Here is an 18,718-nt window from a genome sequence, read left to right as displayed (position 1 = left end):
GATCCGTAGATGGCCTCCCCTTTCCCCGAGCGTGGCTTGGCGCAACTGCGCCAGATCTGGCGGCAGCCGTTCGCGCTGGCCTTGATGGGGATCGCACTGTGCGGCTGCTCCTTCGATCTGGGATCGCTGATGCCGGAGAAGGAGAAGCCGCAGGAGGCCCCCAAGGCGGCGGCCGCCACGGAGAGCGCGGTCAGCCCCGGCAACGTCACTGAGGCCCAGGCCCACACCGCAAAGGCCCAGACCCTGGCCAAGTCAGGCGAGACGGCAGCAGCGCTGGACGAATTCAATCGCGCGGTCGGGCTGGATCCCTACAACGCGCAGGCGCTCTATGGCCGCGCGCTGATCTACCAGGGCAATAACCAGCACGATTTCGCCATCGCCGATTTCACCGCCGCGAGCGGGCTCAACCCGCAAAAGGCCGAGCCGCTGCTCGGCCGCGCCATCAGCCATCTCGCCCTCGGCAAGATCAAGGAGGCTGCGGCCGATCTCGACGAGGCTTCCGAGGCCGATCCGCACAATGCCCAGGTCTGGACCGCGCGGGGGCAGGCCTATGAGCGGCTGGGCGACAAGGCCAAGGCGGCGGCCTCCTACACCAGGGCGGTCGCGCTTCGTCCACGCGACGATGCCGCCCGCAGCGGCCTCGCCCGCGTCGGCGGCTGACTGCGCGGCGCAAGGGCCGTCCTAGTCGGGGGTGGCGCTTTTCGGCAGAACGGCGTGGAACATCGACTTGACGCCGGACAGCATCTCGTCGGCGACATTGGTCTTCTTCGGCCGCGGCATGGACGCACCGGCATCGGCACGCAGATCGAGCGGAGGCGCGATCACCGGCACGGGAATATCAGCCGGCGGCGTCAGCCGATTCGGGTCGTCGTTGCCGACCGAGGCCGTGTAGGACGGGCCGGGCTGCGACGACGGGCTGTTGGGATAGGTCTCGGCCGACGGCGTCGACACCGTGATCGGCGGCGGCAGCGGGCGCAAAGCCGACGGCGGCGCGGTCACGACGCGCGGGGCCGCTTCCGGTCCGCGGGCGGCTTCCTGCACCACCGGCTCAGGCGATTTCTCGGACGACCTGGTCTCGGCAGACTTACCCTCAGCAGACTTGCCCTCAGCAGACTTGCCCTCAGCAGACTTGCCCTCGGGCGACTTGCGCAGGCGCTCGATCGCAGCCCGCACGAGATCGTTGGCGTCGGGGGTTGCAGCCGGAGCGGCCGCAGCCGGCGCCGAATTGGCCTCGACCACCGGGGCGGCGGGAGCGGGAGCCGTGGCGGCCGGAGTGGACTTGGCAGCCGCCTTCTCGCGCGCGGCGGGCCGGCTGCGCGGGGTGGTGGCGGGGGCGGTCTCGGCCGGAGCCACGTCCGCGGCCTTGGTCTCGGCGGCCGGCTGATCGGCGGCCTTCTCGGCTGCCGGCTTGTCCGTCACGCTCTTTTCCGAGATGCCCTTGGCCTTGACGCCGGGCGCCGGCAGGTTGGCGACGTCGGCGGGCTTGCCGCTCTTGCCGGCCTCGGCAGGCGCCACCACGGCCGCAGGGGTATCGGCCGCCGGCTTGGCGTTGATGTAGTGATTAACGATGTACGCCCCGATGATCGTCGCGAGCACCGAGGGGAAAATATCCATCGAGATTTTAGCGAGGTATTTCAGCATTTCTCGGCCACTCCCCGCGCATTCTGATGCGGGAACTTTGGGGCATTGTAAGGGATCAACTGCGACGGATCGATGGCAAACGGTAACGCCGGACTTACGGCTTCAGCTCGATCTCAAGGAACACGATCTCAGTTGAGGTTTCGTTAAGCACGTCGTGTTGGACGCCGGCCTTGCGGAAGTAGGATTTTCCGGCCGCAAGCTGCGCCTTGGAACGCTCGCCGCCGGGTGCCACGATGGTCATTTCGCCGGCAACGACGGGAACAATCACATAGTCCATCCCGTGGGTGTGGTGCCCGGTCGCGCTGCCCGGGGCGAGCCGCCATTCGGTCACCCGGACCTCTTCATTGTCGATCTGAACCTCGGACCTGGCGGCAAGCATCGGAACTCTCCTGGAGAATCGCTTCAGGGCACGAAAACCATGAACACGTAGACGGCAAATACCACCATATGGACCAGCCCGAACAGGACATTGGTCCTGCCCGTGCCGAAGGTCAGCATGCTCAAAAAGAAGGTCAGGAGCAAAAGGACGCTGCCCTGGGCGCTGAGGCCGAGCTCGAGCTCCTTGTCGAAGGCGTAGGTGGCGATGCCGACGGCCGGGATGGTAAGGCCGATGGTCGCGAGCGAGGAGCCGAGGGCGAGGTTGATGCTCTTCTGGAGATCGTTCTTGCGGGCCGCCGCAATGGCCGAGACGCCCTCGGGCATCAGGATCAGGAGCGCGACCAGAAGGCCGGCAAAGGCCGGCGGCGCGCCGATCCTGGCGGCCACGGCATCGACCACGAGCGAGAACTTCTTGGCCAGCAGCACGACTGCCAGGAGCGAGACCAGCAGCAGCCCCACGGTGAGCGCAAGCGCCCCGACCGACAGGTGCGCCTCGCCGCCCTCGCCCTCCGTCCGTTCATGAACGAAGTAATCCTTGTGCAGGACGGTCTGGGTGTAGAGAAACACCGCATAGAGCGCGAGCGTCACCACATCGACGAAGCCGAGCTGAACCGTCGAATAGACCGGACCCGGCGTGGTGGTCGTGTAATTCGGCATGATCAGCGTGATGGTCGCGAGCGCGAACAGGACGCTGAGATAGACGTTGGCCCCGGAGAGCTGAAAGCCCTGCTCGCGATAGCGCAGGCCGCCGATAAAGATGCAGAGCCCGACGAGGCCGTTGCAGACGATCATGACCACGGCGAACACGGTGTCGCGCGCCAGTTCCGGCGCCGGCTTGTCGCCCAGCATGATCGTGGTGATCAGGGCCACCTCGATGATCGTCACCGAGAGCGTCAGCACCAGCGTGCCATAGGGCTCGCCGACCCGTTCGGCAATCACTTCGGCATGATGAACGGCGGCAAACACCGTGCCGAACAGGATGACCAGAAGGACGATGGCGAAGACGAGCCCGCCCAGCGAGAGCGTGAAGACGTAGCCCGTCGCACTGACGGCCACGAACATCAGCACGGCCAGCGCCGGAAAGATCCAGGCCGACCGGGGCATCGGATTATGCGCGCTCATCCACCGGCTCCAATTGTCAGCCGAGCAGTAGCAAGCCCGCAGATTCAATGCCAGTGCAGGAACGGCGCGACCGGCAGCACGGTCAGCAGCAGGAACAGCGGGATCAGCACGGCGCTGGCGCGCAGGAAATAGCCGAAGAAGCTCGGCATCTCGACGCCATTCTCGCTGGCGATGCTGGCGACCATGAAGTTCGGCGCATTGCCGATATAGGTGAGCGCCCCCATGTAGACCGCGCCCATGGAGATGGAGGCGAGCGTGCCCGAGAGGGCATGCATCAGCACCTGCGGGTCGCCGCCGGCGAGCTCGAAGAACAGCAGGTAGGTCGGCGCATTGTCGAGGAACGCCGACATCATGCCCGTGAACCAGAAATAGGCGACCTCGCGCGGCGTTCCGTCCGGTGCCGTGACGGCGGACAAAAGCCAGGCGAAGGCGCCGTGATGCCCGGCATCGAGCATGGCAATGACCGGGATGATGGCGACAAAGATACCCGCGAACAGCTTTGCGACTTCGCGGATCGGCTCCCAGGTGAAGCCGTTGGCCAGCCTGTGCTCGTCCGGCGTCAGCCACACCGACAGGGCGGCAATGGCGAGCAGCGCCACGTTGCGCGCGATGTCTTCCAGCTCCAGCTTCGTTCCGAGAATATCGAAGGCGATGCCAGGCTTCCACATCGCGGAGGCCAGCAGACTCGCGACGATCGCTGCGATCAGCACGAGGTTGATGAGGCCGCGAATCCGCAGCGGCTTGGCGGGACCGGCGTCTCCCTGCACCGGCTCGCTACGGAAGCGCCAGACGTCGATGACGACGAAGATCGCCAGCAACATTCCGGCAACGATCGCCGTCTGCAGCCAGATGGTCCGGGTGGTCCAGAAGAAGTCGACGCCATGCAGGAAGCCGACGAACAGTGGGGGATCGCCGAGCGGGCTCAACGCACCGCCGACATTGGCGACCAGGATGATGAAGAAGATCACGACGTGGGCGTTGTGGCGCCGCGGCCGGTTGGCGCGGATCAGCGGACGGATCAGGATCATGGCGGCACCCGTGGTGCCGACGATGCTCGCCATGAGCGTGCCGAGCGCGAGGATGCCGGTGTTGGCCGACGGCGTAGGCTTGATGTCGCCCGTGATGAGAATGCCACCGGCCACGACATAGAGCGAGAACAGCAGCACGATGAAGCCGAGATATTCGGCGAGCATGGCATGGACGAGTGCGGCCAGCGTCGCCATGCCTCCCGCGAGCCAGACCAGCGAGCCGAGCGCCAGCAGCGACCAGGCCGCGGCGATCTTGCCGTAATGGTGGTGCCAGAATTTTGCAAACAGCAGCGGCCCGAGCGCGATCGACAGCAGGAGGCCGGCAAAGGGCAGCGCATAGGGCCAGCGCATCGCCGCACCGTCGAGCCCGGCCGCCGCCCATGCGGGCTGCGGCAGCAGCGCCAGGATGGCGGCGACGGGCACGCCGCCGCGCAGCATCACCAGCCGTCTAGGAAGCAATGAAGCGCCTCGCTGTTTCGATCGCACCGAAGGAATCAAGATCGTCGTGTCCGCCGCCCGCAAGGCGAACAAACTGCTTCGGTTCATGCGCGAGCGCGAACAGACGCTCTCCGAACACGATCGAAATGGCAAGGTCGTTGGTGCCATGCATCACCAATAGCGGCACCGTGACGCGCGCAATCCGCTCGTCGGAGCGAAACTGATCGCGCATCAGAAGGCGAACGGGAACGAAGCGGTACAGCGAGGCGGCGACATCGACCGCCGACGTGTAAGGCGCCTCCAGGATCAGTTTGCGGACCGGATGTTCGGCGGCGATGGCGACCGCGACGCCCGTTCCGAGCGAGAAGCCCCAGGCGACGATTCGTTCCGCCGCGTAGCGCGCCGTCGTGAAGGCGTAGGCGGCCGCGGCATCGCGCAGCAGGCCCTCCTCGCTCGGCGCGCCGGAGGAGCCGGCATAGCCGCGATAGGACAGCGCGACGAGGCCGGTGCCGTCTGCCGTCGTCGCCTTGAAGCGGCTGACACAGCCGGCGAGAGAATCACCATTGCCAGGGAAATACAGGATCACGGGGCGGCCGGGCCTGGCCGGCACGTGCCAGACAATGACCTTCTCGCCGTCCGACGTGGTCAGGACATGCTCTTCCGCCTCGGGGAGGCCTGCGGCATCGGGAGCGGTGCGACCGACGGGCGGGATCGGAAACAGCATCTCGCGCTGGCGGACATACAGCACCACGAGACCGGCGCAATAGGCGGCCGCGAGCAGGATGGCGATCCACTTGACGATGGTCATCATTGCGCGGCCGGCCCTCGATCCCGGCTAGGGCTTGCGACGGCTCCGCAGCAATTTCATGACGTCAGGGCGGAGGCTCGCCGGAACGTCGCGGCAGCCGCACGCCGCCTTGTGAGCAGCGTGCCAGGCGACGCGCTGCTCGCGCGTCGCTTTCGATGGCATGCGATGGGACCGGTGCCATTCCCTGTTGATGGCCACGGCCCGCGTCGCTCGTCTTACATCGCCTTGACGATGTTCTCGGTGACCTTCTTGGCGTCGCCGAGCAGCATCATGGTGTTGTCGCGATAGAACAGCGGATTGTCGATGCCGGCATAGCCCGAGGCGAGCGAGCGCTTGATGAACATCACGGTGCCGGCCTTCCAGACCTGGAGCACGGGCATGCCGTAGATCGGCGAGGTCTTGTCCTCTTCAGCCGCGGGGTTGGTGACGTCGTTGGCGCCGATCACGAAGGCGATGTCGGCCTGCGCGAATTCGGAGTTGATGTCCTCGAGCTCGAACACCTCGTCATAGGGCACGTTGGCTTCGGCCAGCAGCACGTTCATGTGGCCGGGCATGCGGCCGGCGACGGGGTGAATGGCGTATTTCACCTCGACGCCTTCCTTCTTCAGCATGTCGGCCATTTCGCGCAGCGCGTGCTGGGCCTGCGCCACCGCCATGCCGTAGCCCGGCACGATGATGACCTTGGAGGCGTTCTTCATGATGAAGGCGGCATCGTCCGCCGAGCCGAGCTTGGCGGGCTTCTGCTCGCCTGTCGCCCCGCCGGCCGCGGCGGTCTCGCCACCGAAGCCACCGAGGATGACCGAGATGAAGGACCGGTTCATCGCGTGGCACATGATGTAGGACAGGATCGCGCCCGAGGAGCCGACCAGCGCGCCGGTGATGATCAGCGCGGAATTGCCGAGGGTGAAGCCGATGCCGGCCGCGGCCCAGCCGGAGTAGGAGTTCAGCATCGAGATCACGACCGGCATGTCGGCGCCGCCGATCGGGATGATCATGAGCACGCCGAGTGCCAGCGCCAGGATGACGATCATCCAGAAGTCGAACGCGCTGCCGGAGATCACGAGGCCGACGATGAAGAAGACAAGGGCAGCGGCGATCGCGATGTTGATGATGTGGCGGAATGGCAGGATGATCGGCGCACCGCTCATCCGCGCGGACAGCTTCAGGAACGCGATCACGGAGCCGGTGAAGGTCAGCGCGCCGATGGCGACGCCGAGCGACATTTCGACGAGGCTCTGGGCATGGATGTGGCCGGGCGTGCCGATGTCGAAGGCTTCGGGCGCGTAGAACGCGCCGGCTGCGACCAGCACCGCGGCCATGCCGACCAGCGAGTGGAAGGCAGCGACCAGCTCCGGCATCGAGGTCATCGGCACACGGCGCGCGATGACCGCACCGATGGCGCCGCCGATGGCGATGCCGACGATGACGAGCACCCAGGCCAGGCCGTCAGCCGGCGGATGGTTGGCGAGCGTGGTCGCAACCGCGATCGCCATGCCGATCATGCCGAACAAATTGCCCTGGCGCGAAGAGGCCGGGCTCGACAATCCCCGCAGCGACAGGATGAACAGCACCCCCGCCACGAGATACAAGAATGCAGAGAGATTGGCGTTCATCTCAGGTCCCCATTGATCCCTTCAGCCCGAGGTGGCCGCTTACTTCGACTTCTTCTTGTACATCGCCAGCATGCGCTGGGTGACAAGGAAGCCGCCAAAAATGTTCACGCAGGCGAAGATCAGCGCGACGAAGCCGAAGGCGCGTGCCCAGCCCGAGCCGCTCGAGACGTTCGCGACGCCGCCGGCGAGCAGCGCGCCGACCACGATCACCGAGGAGATCGCGTTGGTCACGCTCATCAGCGGCGTATGCAGCGCCGGCGTCACCGACCACACCACGAAATAGCCGACGAAGACGGCGAGGACGAAGATCGACAGCCGGAAGACAAAGGGGTCGACGACCTGTGCAACATGCTCCATGGCGGTTCTCCTTAGACCTTCGGCTGGAAGTTCGGGTGGATGACGGCGCCGTCCCTGGTCAGCGCGGTGGCCTTGACCAGTTCGTCGTCCCAGTTCACGGCAAGGGCCTTGCTGCCCTTGTCGACCATGGTCTCGATGAAATTGAACAGGTTGCGCGCATAGAGGCTGGAGGCGGATGCCGCGACGCGGCCGGCCACGTTGGTGTAGCCGACGATCTTGATGCCATCGAGGTCGACGACCTCGCCGGCCTTGGCGCCTTCGACATTGCCGCCGCGCTCGACGGCGAGATCGACCAGCACCGAGCCGGGCTTCATCGACTTGACCATCTCGCCCGAGACCAGCTTCGGCGCCGGCCGGCCCGGAATCAGCGCCGTGGTGATCACGATGTCCTGCTTCTTGATGTGCTCGGCGGTGAGCGCGGCCTGCTTGGCCTGGTATTCCTTGGACATTTCCTTGGCGTAGCCGCCGGCGGTCTGCGCGTTCTTGAACTCCTCGTCCTCGACGGCGAGGAATTTTGCGCCGAGCGATTCGACCTGCTCTTTCGTCGCGGGCCGCACGTCGGTCGCGGTGACGATGGCGCCGAGACGGCGCGCGGTCGCGATCGCCTGGAGACCGGCGACGCCGACACCCATCACGAACACTTTTGCGGCAGGCACGGTGCCGGCCGCGGTCATCATCATCGGGAAGGCGCGGCCGAAGGCTTCGGCGCCCTCGATCACGGCACGGTAGCCGGCGAGGTTGGCCTGCGAGGACAGCACGTCCATCACCTGCGCGCGCGTGATGCGCGGCATCAATTCCATCGCGAAGGCGGAAACGCCGGCATCGGCCATCGCCTTCAGCGCGGCATCGTTACCATAAGGATCCATGATGGCGATGACGAGCGCCCCGCGCTTGTACTGCGAGAGCTCCGACGCCTCGGGGCGCTTCACCTTGATGATGATGTCGGCGTCCTTCAACGCATCGGCGCTGACGGTGGCGCCGACCGCGGTGAACTCGGAATCCGGCAGCCCCGATTTGAGGCCGGCGCCCGGCTCGACGGCGATCTCGGCGCCGAGCGCTTTGAACTTCTTCACCGTATCAGGCGAAGCGGCAACGCGCGGCTCCGACGGATCGATTTCCTTGGCAACGGCGATCTTCATAGGCCCTCCGGCGACGCGGGAAAAAGCGCGCACGCGAACTTAGCGTTACTCCCGCAACGTTGGATACCGGTTTTCAATCCGGCTTGAATGCAAATTTTATGGGCACCGACGACGCTGGCGGTGCGGCAGACGATGGATCAGGTGAGGAAGATCGCCATCAGGATCACGATGAGCGCGACCGAGGCCGTGCCGTATTTCACCAGCTTGATGAAGCCCTCATAGGTCTGCTCGTGGGCAACGTAGTCGTTGCCGTCGGCAGTGGTGTACGCCACTTCGCTATGGTCAGCCATGGATTGTCCCCAGTCGAAAGTCGAATTCCCGGCTGGCAATAGCGCAAACCGCCGGGCAGGGCAACGGCAGGCAGGCGCGGTTTTCCCGCAAATCAGGTCATTTGGAATTCCGATTGCCGGGAATCCGGCTCTGGCGCCGCTCAGCCCTGGTCGATCATCGTGGTGGCGGCGCTCGCGGCCGGTCGCCGGGGTTCCGGAAGACCGAGCGCCTCGCGGACCGCGTCGATCGCCTGCTCGCCCGCCTCGGTAAATCGCGCCATGCGCGGATCCGTGCCGGGACCGACCGCGACGGAATGGTCGCCGGCCAGGAAACCATGGGTCATGTGGAACCCCAGCGCACGATAGACCTCGAACTGCTCCTCCGAGAAGAACTGATCGCCGGTGGTCTCGTGGGGGAACGTGTCGTTACGCCGCGCATAATCGCGGATGTAGTCGTTCTCGTCGCGGGAGAGCGAGGACTTGATATAGACGAGATAGCCCTTGTCATCGCCGCCATAGTCGATGACGCCGATCGCGACGTGAACATGGTCCTTCGCGGCCTCGTCTGATGTCTCAGGGGATGCTTGTACGGACTTCCTGGCGTTCTCCGCCATGATGGCGCGCGTGCGATCGCGGATCGGCGTCCAGGGCAGATCGATCCGGACGCCGAGATCGATGCGGGCATAGCGCTGGAGCTTCATCAGCGAGGAGAAATTCATCGGCGCGTCGGCTTCCGCGTCGACCGCGACGATCACCTTGCAGCGCCGGCGGAGCAGCTCGTAGACGCCGAGATTTTCGATGTGGCCGCCGTCGGTGAGATAGACGCCGTCGCTGTTCTCGTAGAGACGGCCCGAGATTTCCGACCACAGGAACAGCGGCGTGGAGCGGCGCTGCGGCCGGGCGGTGGCCCCGACATAGCGCGGGTTGCTCAGCCAGTAGCCCAGCCGCACGTTCAACAGCGCCAGCGTCGGCGTCAGCGCCTTGATCGAATTCGAGCCCATGTTCGACGATGCGGCCGCCCCCGAGATCGCCATGGCGGTGGCGAGGTCGAGGCTTTGCTCCAGACGCTCGACCGCCGGGGTCCCGGCGTAGCGCGTCGCTTCGCTACCGACATAGAGCGGCGAGAAGACGAAGAAGTCCGCATTGCGGCCGCGCCGGTTGGCGAAGTCCGACCCCTGGATGTTGAGCGCCGTGTTGATGAGATGATAGGGCGCCCGCAGCTTCGGCGCGGCCGGCCGATCGTTCGTCGTGGCACCGTCGTCGGCGACCACGAAGAGCTCGCTCAACTTCATGCGATCGAGCGGCTTGAAATCGCGCCCCTGGTCGAGGCTCGCCTCGGCGCGCGCGATATTGCCGTCTGCCGAGCGGCCGGGGTCGAACAGGAAAGCCTTGCTCAGCCGATCGCGGTAGAGGCGATGCAGCGAATTGGCATTCGGCGTCAGGGACCAGGAGATCGCAAACAGCAGCATGCCGACGAGCGTGTACAGGATCACCACGGGCAGGCTGTGCGCGTAGCCGGAGCCTCGAGCCGTCCAATCGAAGTGTCTTGCGACATTGCCCGCGGCGAATCCGAGCCAGGCCGGAACGTGGGATACCGGCGTCAACCAGTCCGTCGTCGCCGTCGTTGCGGCGGCCTTTGGCGTGATCTGGGCCGTGAAGGTGCCGGCGGCAGCGTCGAACTCGATCTTGCCCGACAGGTTTCCCGACGCGGGCACGGTCGATTTGTTGGCGGCGAGACAGCCCTTCTGCGCAATCGCGGTCAGGGGCGCCTGACATTTTTCGATCGGATCGTTGGCGATGCCCCAATAGGACAGATAGAGATAGGCGACCCAGATGATCAGCGGCAGCGCCAATCCTGCGATCCACAGCGCGATCTTGGCGATGATCGCGAGCACCAGCGAGCCCCATTGCGAAGATGCGCTGTTGCCCTTCAGGAATTCGGCGAACTGCTGCCTGAAGGCAGTGACGAATATGCCGATCGGCGCGGCAATCGCGGCGAGCGATTTGATCCAGGTGACGGCCACGCCGCCGACCGGCCCGCCGATCGTGTTGCTGTCGACGACATCGAACATCTGCAACAGCATGAAGGGCTGGAACTCGAAGAACGCGATCACGGCAAGCAGCACCAGGAAGGTCGCGCCGGCGGTCGGCCAATGCGAGCGAAACTCCTGGCGTTTCTCGGGACTTGCAAATGACTGCTTGAGCGCCCAGCCGAAGAACAGGGCGGCGCCGATGATCGCCGCTGCCAGCGTCAGCGCGAAATTCCTGATCTGAAGGATGCGGGCGAAGTCGCACGCGATGCCGAGCAGGAACGCGATGCCTGCGGCATAGGTCAGGAAGACGGTTGGGCCGATGCCCCGCTCCGCGCGTGAGCGCAGATAGGCAATTCCCCCGCAGGCAAGCAGCACCAGCGCGAAGATCGCGCCGATGGCGGCGAAGCCGAAACGGTCCGCGATCCAGCCGAAATGGTGCAGCTCGCATTGCGGCGAAGCGCCGTCGGCAAGATCGACACCGAAGAAGTTCGCGACGGTCAGGCAGCTCCGCAGCGGCGTCGACCAGATGGTGACGGCGGCGAGCAGCAGCACGGCCGGCAGCGTCAGCCCGATATTGGCGATCAGGCCGCGCGCCACGATCGCAATCCCGGTCAGGAGATCGCGGAAGCCGGCCGGGACCAGGTAGTTGGAATAATTCCTGATGTGCCCGACCGACGGCGTATCGCTGATCTCGCTGGCGGTCACGGTTTCTCCGGCCGGCCGCTCGCCGAACACGAAACGCCCTGTCACCGTCATGGTCGTGCTGAGCGAGGTGCCGATGTAGCCGCCGCCCGATACGGTGGAGAGATAATCGATCCGCCTGATCAAATCGTGGTGGTTCAGCGCCTGGAGCACGCCGAGACACATGGCCGAGGAGCGGATGCCGCCGCCGGACAAGGCGAGCCCGACGACGTCGAGCATCTGGCAGGCGACGATGCCGTCGGGGTCGAGTTGCCGCGCTGCCTCGCGGCGTGTGTTGATGGCCTCGATCTCGTCGCGAACGATCTGCTGATGCTTCTCGCACCAGGGCGTTTCCGCCTCGAAGGCTGCGGCGTTCCGCGCTGCTCCAGGTCGCGGGACCTGTCCCTGATCGGGCATACGAGCCTCCCCCGGGCAATAAATGGCAATCGGCAATCAGCGGTTGAAAAAGTCAATCAAGTATCTACAGGATTAGTCTTGCTTCTGGTTCGAACGTTCAATGCCGGCGAGCAGGATCTCGAGGCCGGTCTCGAACGTCGCGTCAAAATGCGCAGGCTGAAAATACGGCGCAGCGGCCGCAAGATGCTTGAAGTTCGCGGCGATCGTTTCGTCCGGGACCGGTTCCGCCGAGGAAGGACCGCGGGCGTAGCCCGCCGTCTCATCCAGTGCCGCGCCCGTGAGGTAATAGCCGAGTTCCCGAAAATAGATGGCCGCCTCGCGGTCGGAAAAGCCGGCGTCGCGCAGGCCTTCAACTATGGCGACCTGCCGATCTGGGACATGCTGCTCGGCACCTTTCGCAATCCCGCGAGCTTCGAGGGCGCGGTCGGTTTCGACAAGCCGGCGACCGACCGGTTTGGCGCGATGCTCACCTTCGCCGACGTGAACGAACCTGCGGCGGGGGCGGGGCAGAATAGCCTCGGCCGCAGGGCCAATCCGGCCAGCTAGCGCGAAGCGTCCGCGCCGCTCAGCCCATCGCCTCCAGCTCGTCGATCATGCCGGCAATGACCGAGAGGCCGCCGTCCCAGAATTTGGGATCCTTGGCGTCGAGCCCGAACGGCCGCAGCAGCTCGGAATAGTGCTTGGTGCCGCCGGCGGCGAGCATGTCGAGATAGCGCTCGGCAAAGCCCTCGGCCGCGTTCTCGTAGACCGCGTAGAGCGAGTTCACGAGACAATCGCCGAAGGCATAGGCATAGACGTAGAACGGCGAATGGATGAAGTGCGGGATGTACATCCAGTAGTTCTCGTAGCCGGCCTTGATCTCGATCGCCGGCCCCAGGCTCTCGCCCTGCACCGACAGCCAGATCTCGCCGAGCCGCGTCGCGGTGAGCTCGCCGTTCTTGCGCTCGGTGTGGACCGCGCGCTCGAAGGAATAGAAGGCGATCTGCCGGACCACGGTGTTGATCATGTCCTCCACCTTGCCGGCGAGCAGCGCCTGGCGCTGCTTGGCGCTCTTGGTCTGCGCCAAGAGCCGCCTGAAGGTCAGCATCTCGCCGAACACGCTCGCGGTCTCCGCCAGCGTCAGCGGCGTCGGCGCCATCAGCGCGCCGTTCTTGGCCGCCAGCACCTGATGCACGCCGTGGCCGAGCTCATGGGCGAGCGTCATCACGTCGCGCGGCTTGCCCTGGTAGTTCATCAGCACATAGGGGTGCGCCGACGGCGTGGTCGGATGCGAGAACGCTCCCGGCGCCTTGCCCGGACGCACCGGCGCGTCGATCCAGCGGTCGGTGAAGAAGCGCTCGGCGATGTCGGCCATCTTGGGCGAGAAGCCACGATAGGCCGTCAGCACCATGTTGCGCGCATCGGGCCAGCCGATGACGTCGGTCGCCGCAAACGGCAGCGGCGCGTTGCGGTCCCAATAGGCCAGCCGCTTCTTGCCGAACCACTTCGCCTTCAGCGCGTAATAGCGATGCGACAACTTTGGATAGACCGCGCGCACCGAGGCGACCAGCGCATCCACCACCTCGCGCTCGACGCGGTTGTTGAGGTGGCGGGAATCCGCGACGTCCTTGAAGCCGCGCCAGCGGTCGGAGATGTCCTTGTCCTTGGCCAGCGTGTTGGTGATCAGCGCGAAGGTGCGCTCATTGGCCTTGAAGGTCTTCGCCAGTGCCTCCGCCGCGCTCCTGCGCTTGGCGCCGTCGCGGTCCTGCAACAAATTGAGCGTCGGCTCGATCGCGAGCTCCTTAGGCCCGACCTTGAAGCGCAGGCCGGAGATGGTCTGGTCGAACAGCCGGTTGAAAGCGGAATAGCCGGTCTGCGCCTTCTCCAGGAAAAGCTGCTCGAGCTTGTCGTCGAGCTGATAGGGCTTCTCCTTGCGCAGATCCTCGATCCAAGGACGGTAATACGCCAGCTCCGGCTCCTGCATCGCGCGGGTCAACAAATCGTCATCGACACGGTTGAGCTCGAGCGCGAAGAACAGAAGATGGGTGGACGCCGCCGTCAGCCGCTCGGAGACATCGCCGTAAAACTTTGAAATCTTGGGATCAACGCTGTCGCCGGCATGGACGAGGCCGGCATAGGAGCCGAGACGGCCGGCGAGATCGTCGATCGCCTCATAGCGTCGCACCGCCTCGGCGAGCCATTTTCCGCCATCTTCGTTTGCTGTCCCTGTCGCCAGCTTGCCCTTGTAGTCGGTCTCGAACGCGACGCAATCGGCATCCATCCTTTCGAGATCGCGCGCCACTTCCGGCGCGTCGATCCCGGAATAGAGATCGGCGAGGTTCCATTCCGGAAGCCTGCCGGTCTTGCTCGCAGGCTTGGCGTGTGAAGACTTGGCTGGTGAAGACTTGGCGAGTGAAGATTTGGAGGACTTTGCCTTGACGACGGCTTTCTTGGCGGCGGATGTCCTGGTGGTCGGCTTGCGGAGAGCGGGTTTGCTGGGAGCGGGCTTCTTCAAGGCAGATTTGGAGCGCGAAGTCATTCTGTGGGAAACCTGTGTTCAACAATCGCAACGGCGGGCGGGGGCATCAAGGTTTAAGAGTGCGTTAATCGGCTTCGGCCAGAGTGCCCCGATTCGAGACAGATAGTAGTAGCGTGCGGGGAACACCATGGCTGCCAGTATTTTGATCGCCGACGACGACGCTGTGGCCCGCCGGCTGATCGAGAACATGGTGCAGAAATGCGGCTATGAAACGATCGTCGTGGAGTCCGGAGACGCCGCGGTCGCCGCCCTCACCGCCCCCGATGCACCTGTGATCGACGGCGTCATCCTAGATCTCGTGATGCCCGGCCTCGACGGCATGGGCGTGCTGGCGAAGATCCGCGAAGCCGGCCTCAGCGTGCCCGTCATCGTGCAGACCGCCCATGGCGGCATCGACAACGTGATCTCGGCGATGCGCGCAGGCGCTGCCGATTTCGTGGTCAAGCCGGTCGGCATGGAGCGGCTCCAGGTCTCGCTTCGCAACGCGCTCAACGCCTCCGCGCTCAAGGGCGAATTGCAGCGCATCCGTCACAGCCGCGAGGGCCGGCTGACCTTCTCCGACATCATCACCCGCGCGGAAGCAATGGCGGGCGTCATGCGCACCGCGCAGAAGGCGGCGAACTCCTCGATCCCCGTGCTGATCGAGGGCGAGTCCGGCGTCGGCAAGGAGATGTTCGCGCGCGCCATCCATGGCAGCGGCGAGCGCAAGGCCAAGCCGTTCGTCGCGGTCAATTGCGGCGCGATCCCCGACAACCTCGTCGAGTCCATCCTGTTCGGCCACGAGAAGGGCGCCTTCACCGGCGCCACCGAACGGCACACCGGCAAGTTCGTCGAGGCCCATGGCGGCACGCTGTTTCTGGACGAGGTCAGCGAGCTGCCGCTGGCCGCGCAGGTCAAGCTGCTCCGCGCGCTCCAGGAAGGCGCGGTCGAGGCCGTCGGCGGCCGCAAGCCGGTGAAGGTCGACGTCCGCATCATCTCGGCAACCAACCGCAGGCTGCTGGAGCGGGTGAAGCAGGGCCATTTCCGCGAAGACCTGTTCTATCGCCTGCACGTGCTGCCGCTTACGATCCCCTCGCTGCGGACCCGGCGCGAGGACATTCCGCATCTGCTCCGGCATTTCCTGGCGCGCTTTGCCGCCGAGGAGAACCGCCCCATCAGCGGCATCAGTGGCGAGGCCGTGGCGCATCTCGCCCAGCTCGACTGGCCCGGCAACATTCGCCAGCTCGAAAATGCGGTGTACCGCGCCGTGGTGATGAGCGAGGGCGACCAGCTTGGCCTTGGCGACTTCCCCCTGCTCGCCTCGCAGCCGCATCCCGCGACCGACATTCCGACCGCGCCGCTGATGCTCGAGCCGATCGCGGCGCCTTCGGTCGTGTCGTCGGGTAGCGAAATACCGATTGCGCCGCTCACCTCGGTGGGAACTCTTCCCATGCTGACCGCGACCGGCGACGTCCGCCCGCTGGAGGACATGGAGAACGAGATCATCCGCTTCGCGATCTCGCATTATCGCGGGCAGATGTCCGAGGTCGCCCGCCGCCTCAAAATCGGCCGGTCCACGCTCTACCGAAAACTCGACGAGGCCGGGGTTCCCGGACATGGCGGGAAAAGCGGTGAGGAGACGCACTGAGCCTCATGCGAACGGAGGTTCGCGCGACGGCGCGGTGACGCTGTAAGCCGTTCGCATGACGATAGAATTCGACTGCGATTTGAACCGTGACTTGGAAGTGACAGACAGAGGGAAAAGCGTGTGGCAAAGGCCCACAATCCGTTGCCAAGAGGCTCCCTTGAAGTCAGTTTGTCGTGAGTTGTCCCGGGTAGCGCTGGCTGCAAATCCGGGGCCTGTATATCGTCTGCGTATGAATCGTTGCGTGCAGGCGTGCAACTTTCCAGAGGCCGGCGCGGTTTAGCCGAAACTCAATTAGGCGATAACGAAGCTGTTCCACGAGGGACAGTTCACCCGAGGGGTGCGACACAATGCGTGACTGTTTGAACCACCGTGCAGGCTTTGACCGTGTCTTGATGACGGTTGCGGCAACCTTCCTCACGGTGTCGGCCAGCTCAGCCCTGGCGCAGGATCAGGTGCGCAGCAGCGCCGCCGAGCTGGCGATCGAAGCCGCGATCCCGCGTCCCGAGCCCGCCAACGTCCCGCCCCCGACCGCGTCCGACATCAAGCTCGACACCACCGCCACGGTCCAGGATTCCGCGAAGGAGCCGGCCAAGGAAGCTGCGAAGGCCGAAGCCGCACCTGCGCCCGACAGGGTCGGGACCAAGCCTGCCGACGTCGCCACCACGCCCGCCAGCGAGGCGCCGAAGAGCGAGACGGCCAAGAGCGAACCTGCCAAGTCCGAACCGGCCAAGTCCGAGCCGGCCAAGGCCGACACTGCGACGGCCCCCGCCGCCGCAGCGACTCCGGCCGAGCCGCCGAAGGACGTCGCCAAGGAGCAGCCAGCCTCCGAGCCCGTGAAGGCAGCAAGCGCCGTTCCCGCCGCCGACCAGCCGGTCGCGGACAAGCTCAAGGACATCATCGGCGCCAAGACCTCGCGCCATTTCGACCGCAAGAACGAGCGCGCCGCCGTCGAGAAGTTCTACGGTGCGCGCGACTTCGCTCCGGTCTGGACCCAGGGCGGCAGCCTGACCGCCGCGGCCAAGGGCGTGATCGCGCGGCTGAAGGATGCAGCCTCCGACGGCCTCAATCCGGCCGACTATCCGGTGCCGGATTTCGCCGCCGCCACGACCCCCGATGCGCTCGCCGACGCCGAGCTCAAGCTCACCGCCAGCATGTTCGACTATGCGCGCCAGGCGCAGAGCGGCCGCATGCACTGGTCGCAGGTCAGCGCCGACATCCTCTATCCCGAGCACCCGGTCGACCCGAGCGAGGTGCTCGCCAAGGTCACGACCGCAGCTGACGCCTCCGCGGCGCTCGACAGCTACAACCCGCCGCAGAAGCTCTACAAGGAACTGAAGGCCAAGCTCGCGGAGCTCCGCGGCCAGGGCAACGGCCCGGTGATCGAGATCGCCGATGGCCCGGCGCTGAAATACACCCCCGCCGGCAAGAAGCAGGCTGAAATCGTCGTCGAGGATCCGCGCGTGCCGCAGCTCCGCACCAAGCTCGGCATCGCCGAGAATGCGAGCGACACCCGCTATGACGCCACGGTCGCCGAAGCCGTACGAAAATTCCAGAACAGCGCCGAGCTCAAGGTGACCGGCATCCTCGACGACAAGACGATCAGGGCGCTCAACACCCCGAAGCGCGACAAGCAGATCGACGTCGTGCTGGTGAACATGGAGCGCTGGCGCTGGCTGCCGCGCGACCTCGGCGCGCCTTCGCTCGGCGATGCCTATGTCATCCTCAACATTCCCGACTACACGCTGAAGGTGATGCAGCGCGGCCAGCAGGTCTGGACCACCCGCGTCGTCACCGGCAAGCCGGGCCAGCACGCGACGCCCCTGCTCACCGAAACGATGAAGTACATCACGGTCAACCCGACCTGGAACGTGCCGCCGTCGATCGTCTACAACGAATATCTGCCGGCGCTTCAGCAGGACCCGACCGTGCTTCAGCGCATGGGCCTCAAGCTCGAGCAGAACCGCGACGGTTCGGTGCACATCTCGCAGCCGCCGGGTGAAGCCAACGCGCTCGGCCGCATCCGCTTCAACTTCCCGAACAAGTTCCTGGTCTATCAGCACGACACGCCGGACAAGAACCTGTTCGCCCGGGACGAGCGCGCCTTCAGCCATGGCTGCATGCGCGTGCAGAATCCGGATCAGTACGCCTCCGTGCTGCTCAACATCACCATGCCGAACGAGAAGTACACGCCGGAGCGCGTGCGCAGCATGTACGGCAAGAGCGAGATCGACCTGAAATTCCCGACCCCGATTCCGGTCAACATCACCTACCAGACCGCGTTCGTGGACGATGGCGGCAAGCTGCAATTCCGCAAGGACGTCTATGGCCGCGACGCGACCATGATCAACATCCTGAAGAACGGCCGCGGCAAGGACCTCGAGAACATCGTCGCGCACTCCCAGCCGAGCTATTCGCGCCCGGCGACGACGCTGCCCTCGGGCGTGGCGGTGGCCAACAATGGCGGCGGCTTCGGCTCGTCCGGTCCGAACTTCTTCGAGCGGCTGTTCGGGGCCCCGACCCCGCCACCGGCTCCGGTCGGCCGCCGGCCGCCGCAGCGGGTGTTCACCCGCTGAGCCCGGCCCGGCCTCTTGTTTTCTGAAATTCTGCAATAAAATCAGCGACCCCGTCCCCCTGGATGGGGTCGCTTAA

The 18,718-nt window shown here is 65.4% G+C and carries 15 protein-coding genes; 3 read left to right on the top strand and 12 right to left on the bottom strand.

Features of this window, described 5'->3' with window-relative positions; translation table 11 throughout:
- The first annotated feature begins 9 nt into the window (after positions 1-9).
- Positions 10-660 carry a tetratricopeptide repeat protein gene (locus BM118_RS18195; RefSeq protein WP_092186858.1) on the top strand — a complete coding sequence of 217 codons (651 nt, stop codon included), beginning with the start codon at positions 10-12 and terminating at the stop codon, positions 658-660.
- Positions 661-681: 21 nt separating this feature from the next.
- Here BM118_RS18195 and BM118_RS18190 read toward each other — a convergent pair whose 3' ends face one another.
- From BM118_RS18190 to BM118_RS18135, 12 genes are all read right to left on the bottom strand, one after another.
- Positions 682-1,641 carry a hypothetical protein gene (locus BM118_RS18190; RefSeq protein ID WP_092186857.1) on the bottom strand — a complete coding sequence of 320 codons (960 nt, stop codon included), beginning with the start codon at positions 1,639-1,641 and terminating at the stop codon, positions 682-684.
- Between the two features lie 94 nt (positions 1,642-1,735).
- Positions 1,736-2,020: a cupin domain-containing protein gene (locus BM118_RS18185; protein ID WP_092186856.1), complete on the bottom strand. Its 285-nt coding sequence runs from the start codon at positions 2,018-2,020 to the stop codon at positions 1,736-1,738.
- A gap of 23 nt (positions 2,021-2,043) precedes the next feature.
- Positions 2,044-3,141, bottom strand: coding sequence for a calcium:cation antiporter (locus BM118_RS18180; protein WP_092186855.1), 1,098 nt, complete (start codon positions 3,139-3,141; stop codon positions 2,044-2,046).
- A 44-nt stretch (positions 3,142-3,185) separates the two neighbouring features.
- A complete protein-coding gene (locus tag BM118_RS18175; protein WP_210189049.1) occupies positions 3,186-4,628 on the bottom strand; it encodes a sodium:proton antiporter in 1,443 nt (480 codons plus the stop codon).
- Entirely contained in the window at positions 4,618-5,415 is a 798-nt protein-coding gene (locus BM118_RS18170) for an alpha/beta hydrolase (RefSeq protein ID WP_092187052.1), read from the bottom strand. Before BM118_RS18170 ends, BM118_RS18175 begins: the two co-directional genes overlap by 11 nt.
- Before the next feature lie 215 nt (positions 5,416-5,630).
- Entirely contained in the window at positions 5,631-7,028 is a 1,398-nt protein-coding gene (locus tag BM118_RS18165) for an NAD(P)(+) transhydrogenase (Re/Si-specific) subunit beta (protein ID WP_092186854.1), read from the bottom strand.
- Between the two features lie 39 nt (positions 7,029-7,067).
- The gene (locus tag BM118_RS18160) at positions 7,068-7,385 is read right to left on the bottom strand and encodes a proton-translocating transhydrogenase family protein (RefSeq protein WP_027545555.1); all 318 of its coding nucleotides are present in this window, start codon (positions 7,383-7,385) and stop codon (positions 7,068-7,070) included.
- Between the two features lie 11 nt (positions 7,386-7,396).
- A complete protein-coding gene (locus BM118_RS18155) occupies positions 7,397-8,524 on the bottom strand; it encodes a Re/Si-specific NAD(P)(+) transhydrogenase subunit alpha (RefSeq protein ID WP_092186853.1) in 1,128 nt (375 codons plus the stop codon).
- 137 nt (positions 8,525-8,661) lie between these two features.
- Positions 8,662-8,814 (bottom strand): aa3-type cytochrome c oxidase subunit IV, encoded by a 153-nt coding sequence (locus tag BM118_RS18150; protein ID WP_008136857.1) that lies wholly within the window; start codon positions 8,812-8,814, stop codon positions 8,662-8,664.
- Between the two features lie 140 nt (positions 8,815-8,954).
- Positions 8,955-11,924, bottom strand: coding sequence for a patatin-like phospholipase family protein (locus BM118_RS18145; protein WP_092186852.1), 2,970 nt, complete (start codon positions 11,922-11,924; stop codon positions 8,955-8,957).
- Positions 11,925-11,996: 72 nt separating this feature from the next.
- Positions 11,997-12,233 (bottom strand): TetR/AcrR family transcriptional regulator C-terminal domain-containing protein, encoded by a 237-nt coding sequence (locus BM118_RS42760; protein WP_441299757.1) that lies wholly within the window; start codon positions 12,231-12,233, stop codon positions 11,997-11,999.
- 256 nt (positions 12,234-12,489) lie between these two features.
- Positions 12,490-14,442 (bottom strand): M3 family oligoendopeptidase, encoded by a 1,953-nt coding sequence (locus BM118_RS18135; RefSeq protein ID WP_092186851.1) that lies wholly within the window; start codon positions 14,440-14,442, stop codon positions 12,490-12,492.
- Between the two features lie 127 nt (positions 14,443-14,569).
- On the opposite strand from BM118_RS18135, the gene BM118_RS18130 reads away from it, so the two are divergent.
- Together BM118_RS18130 and BM118_RS18125 are read left to right on the top strand one after the other, a co-directional pair.
- Positions 14,570-16,069 carry a sigma-54-dependent transcriptional regulator gene (locus tag BM118_RS18130; protein ID WP_092186850.1) on the top strand — a complete coding sequence of 500 codons (1,500 nt, stop codon included), beginning with the start codon at positions 14,570-14,572 and terminating at the stop codon, positions 16,067-16,069.
- A gap of 347 nt (positions 16,070-16,416) precedes the next feature.
- The gene (locus BM118_RS18125) at positions 16,417-18,642 is read left to right on the top strand and encodes a L,D-transpeptidase family protein (protein WP_092186849.1); all 2,226 of its coding nucleotides are present in this window, start codon (positions 16,417-16,419) and stop codon (positions 18,640-18,642) included.
- Positions 18,643-18,718 lie beyond the last annotated feature (76 nt).

The sequence above is a fragment of the Bradyrhizobium sp. cf659 genome (genome assembly GCF_900113725.1).
In the GTDB taxonomy this organism is placed as follows: Bacteria; Pseudomonadota; Alphaproteobacteria; order Rhizobiales; family Xanthobacteraceae; genus Bradyrhizobium.
This window is presented reverse-complemented; position numbering and strand designations above follow the sequence as displayed.

Excerpts from the sequence above, each read along its gene's own strand:
- BM118_RS18190 (WP_092186857.1), bottom strand. The coding sequence starts at position 1,641 with ATGCTGAAATACCTCGCTAAAATCTCGATGGATATTTTCCCCTCGGTG.
- BM118_RS18185 (WP_092186856.1), bottom strand. The coding sequence starts at position 2,020 with ATGCTTGCCGCCAGGTCCGAGGTTCAGATCGACAATGAAGAGGTCCGG.
- BM118_RS18145 (WP_092186852.1), bottom strand. The coding sequence starts at position 11,924 with ATGCCCGATCAGGGACAGGTCCCGCGACCTGGAGCAGCGCGGAACGCC.
- BM118_RS18125 (WP_092186849.1), top strand. The coding sequence starts at position 16,417 with ATGCGTGACTGTTTGAACCACCGTGCAGGCTTTGACCGTGTCTTGATG.
- BM118_RS18180 (WP_092186855.1), bottom strand. The coding sequence starts at position 3,141 with ATGAGCGCGCATAATCCGATGCCCCGGTCGGCCTGGATCTTTCCGGCG.
- BM118_RS18170 (WP_092187052.1), bottom strand. The coding sequence starts at position 5,415 with ATGACCATCGTCAAGTGGATCGCCATCCTGCTCGCGGCCGCCTATTGC.
- BM118_RS18155 (WP_092186853.1), bottom strand. The coding sequence starts at position 8,524 with ATGAAGATCGCCGTTGCCAAGGAAATCGATCCGTCGGAGCCGCGCGTT.
- BM118_RS18135 (WP_092186851.1), bottom strand. The coding sequence starts at position 14,442 with ATGACTTCGCGCTCCAAATCTGCCTTGAAGAAGCCCGCTCCCAGCAAA.
- BM118_RS18160 (WP_027545555.1), bottom strand. The coding sequence starts at position 7,385 with ATGGAGCATGTTGCACAGGTCGTCGACCCCTTTGTCTTCCGGCTGTCG.
- BM118_RS18165 (WP_092186854.1), bottom strand. The coding sequence starts at position 7,028 with ATGAACGCCAATCTCTCTGCATTCTTGTATCTCGTGGCGGGGGTGCTG.
- BM118_RS18195 (WP_092186858.1), top strand. The coding sequence starts at position 10 with ATGGCCTCCCCTTTCCCCGAGCGTGGCTTGGCGCAACTGCGCCAGATC.
- BM118_RS18130 (WP_092186850.1), top strand. The coding sequence starts at position 14,570 with ATGGCTGCCAGTATTTTGATCGCCGACGACGACGCTGTGGCCCGCCGG.
- BM118_RS18150 (WP_008136857.1), bottom strand. The coding sequence starts at position 8,814 with ATGGCTGACCATAGCGAAGTGGCGTACACCACTGCCGACGGCAACGAC.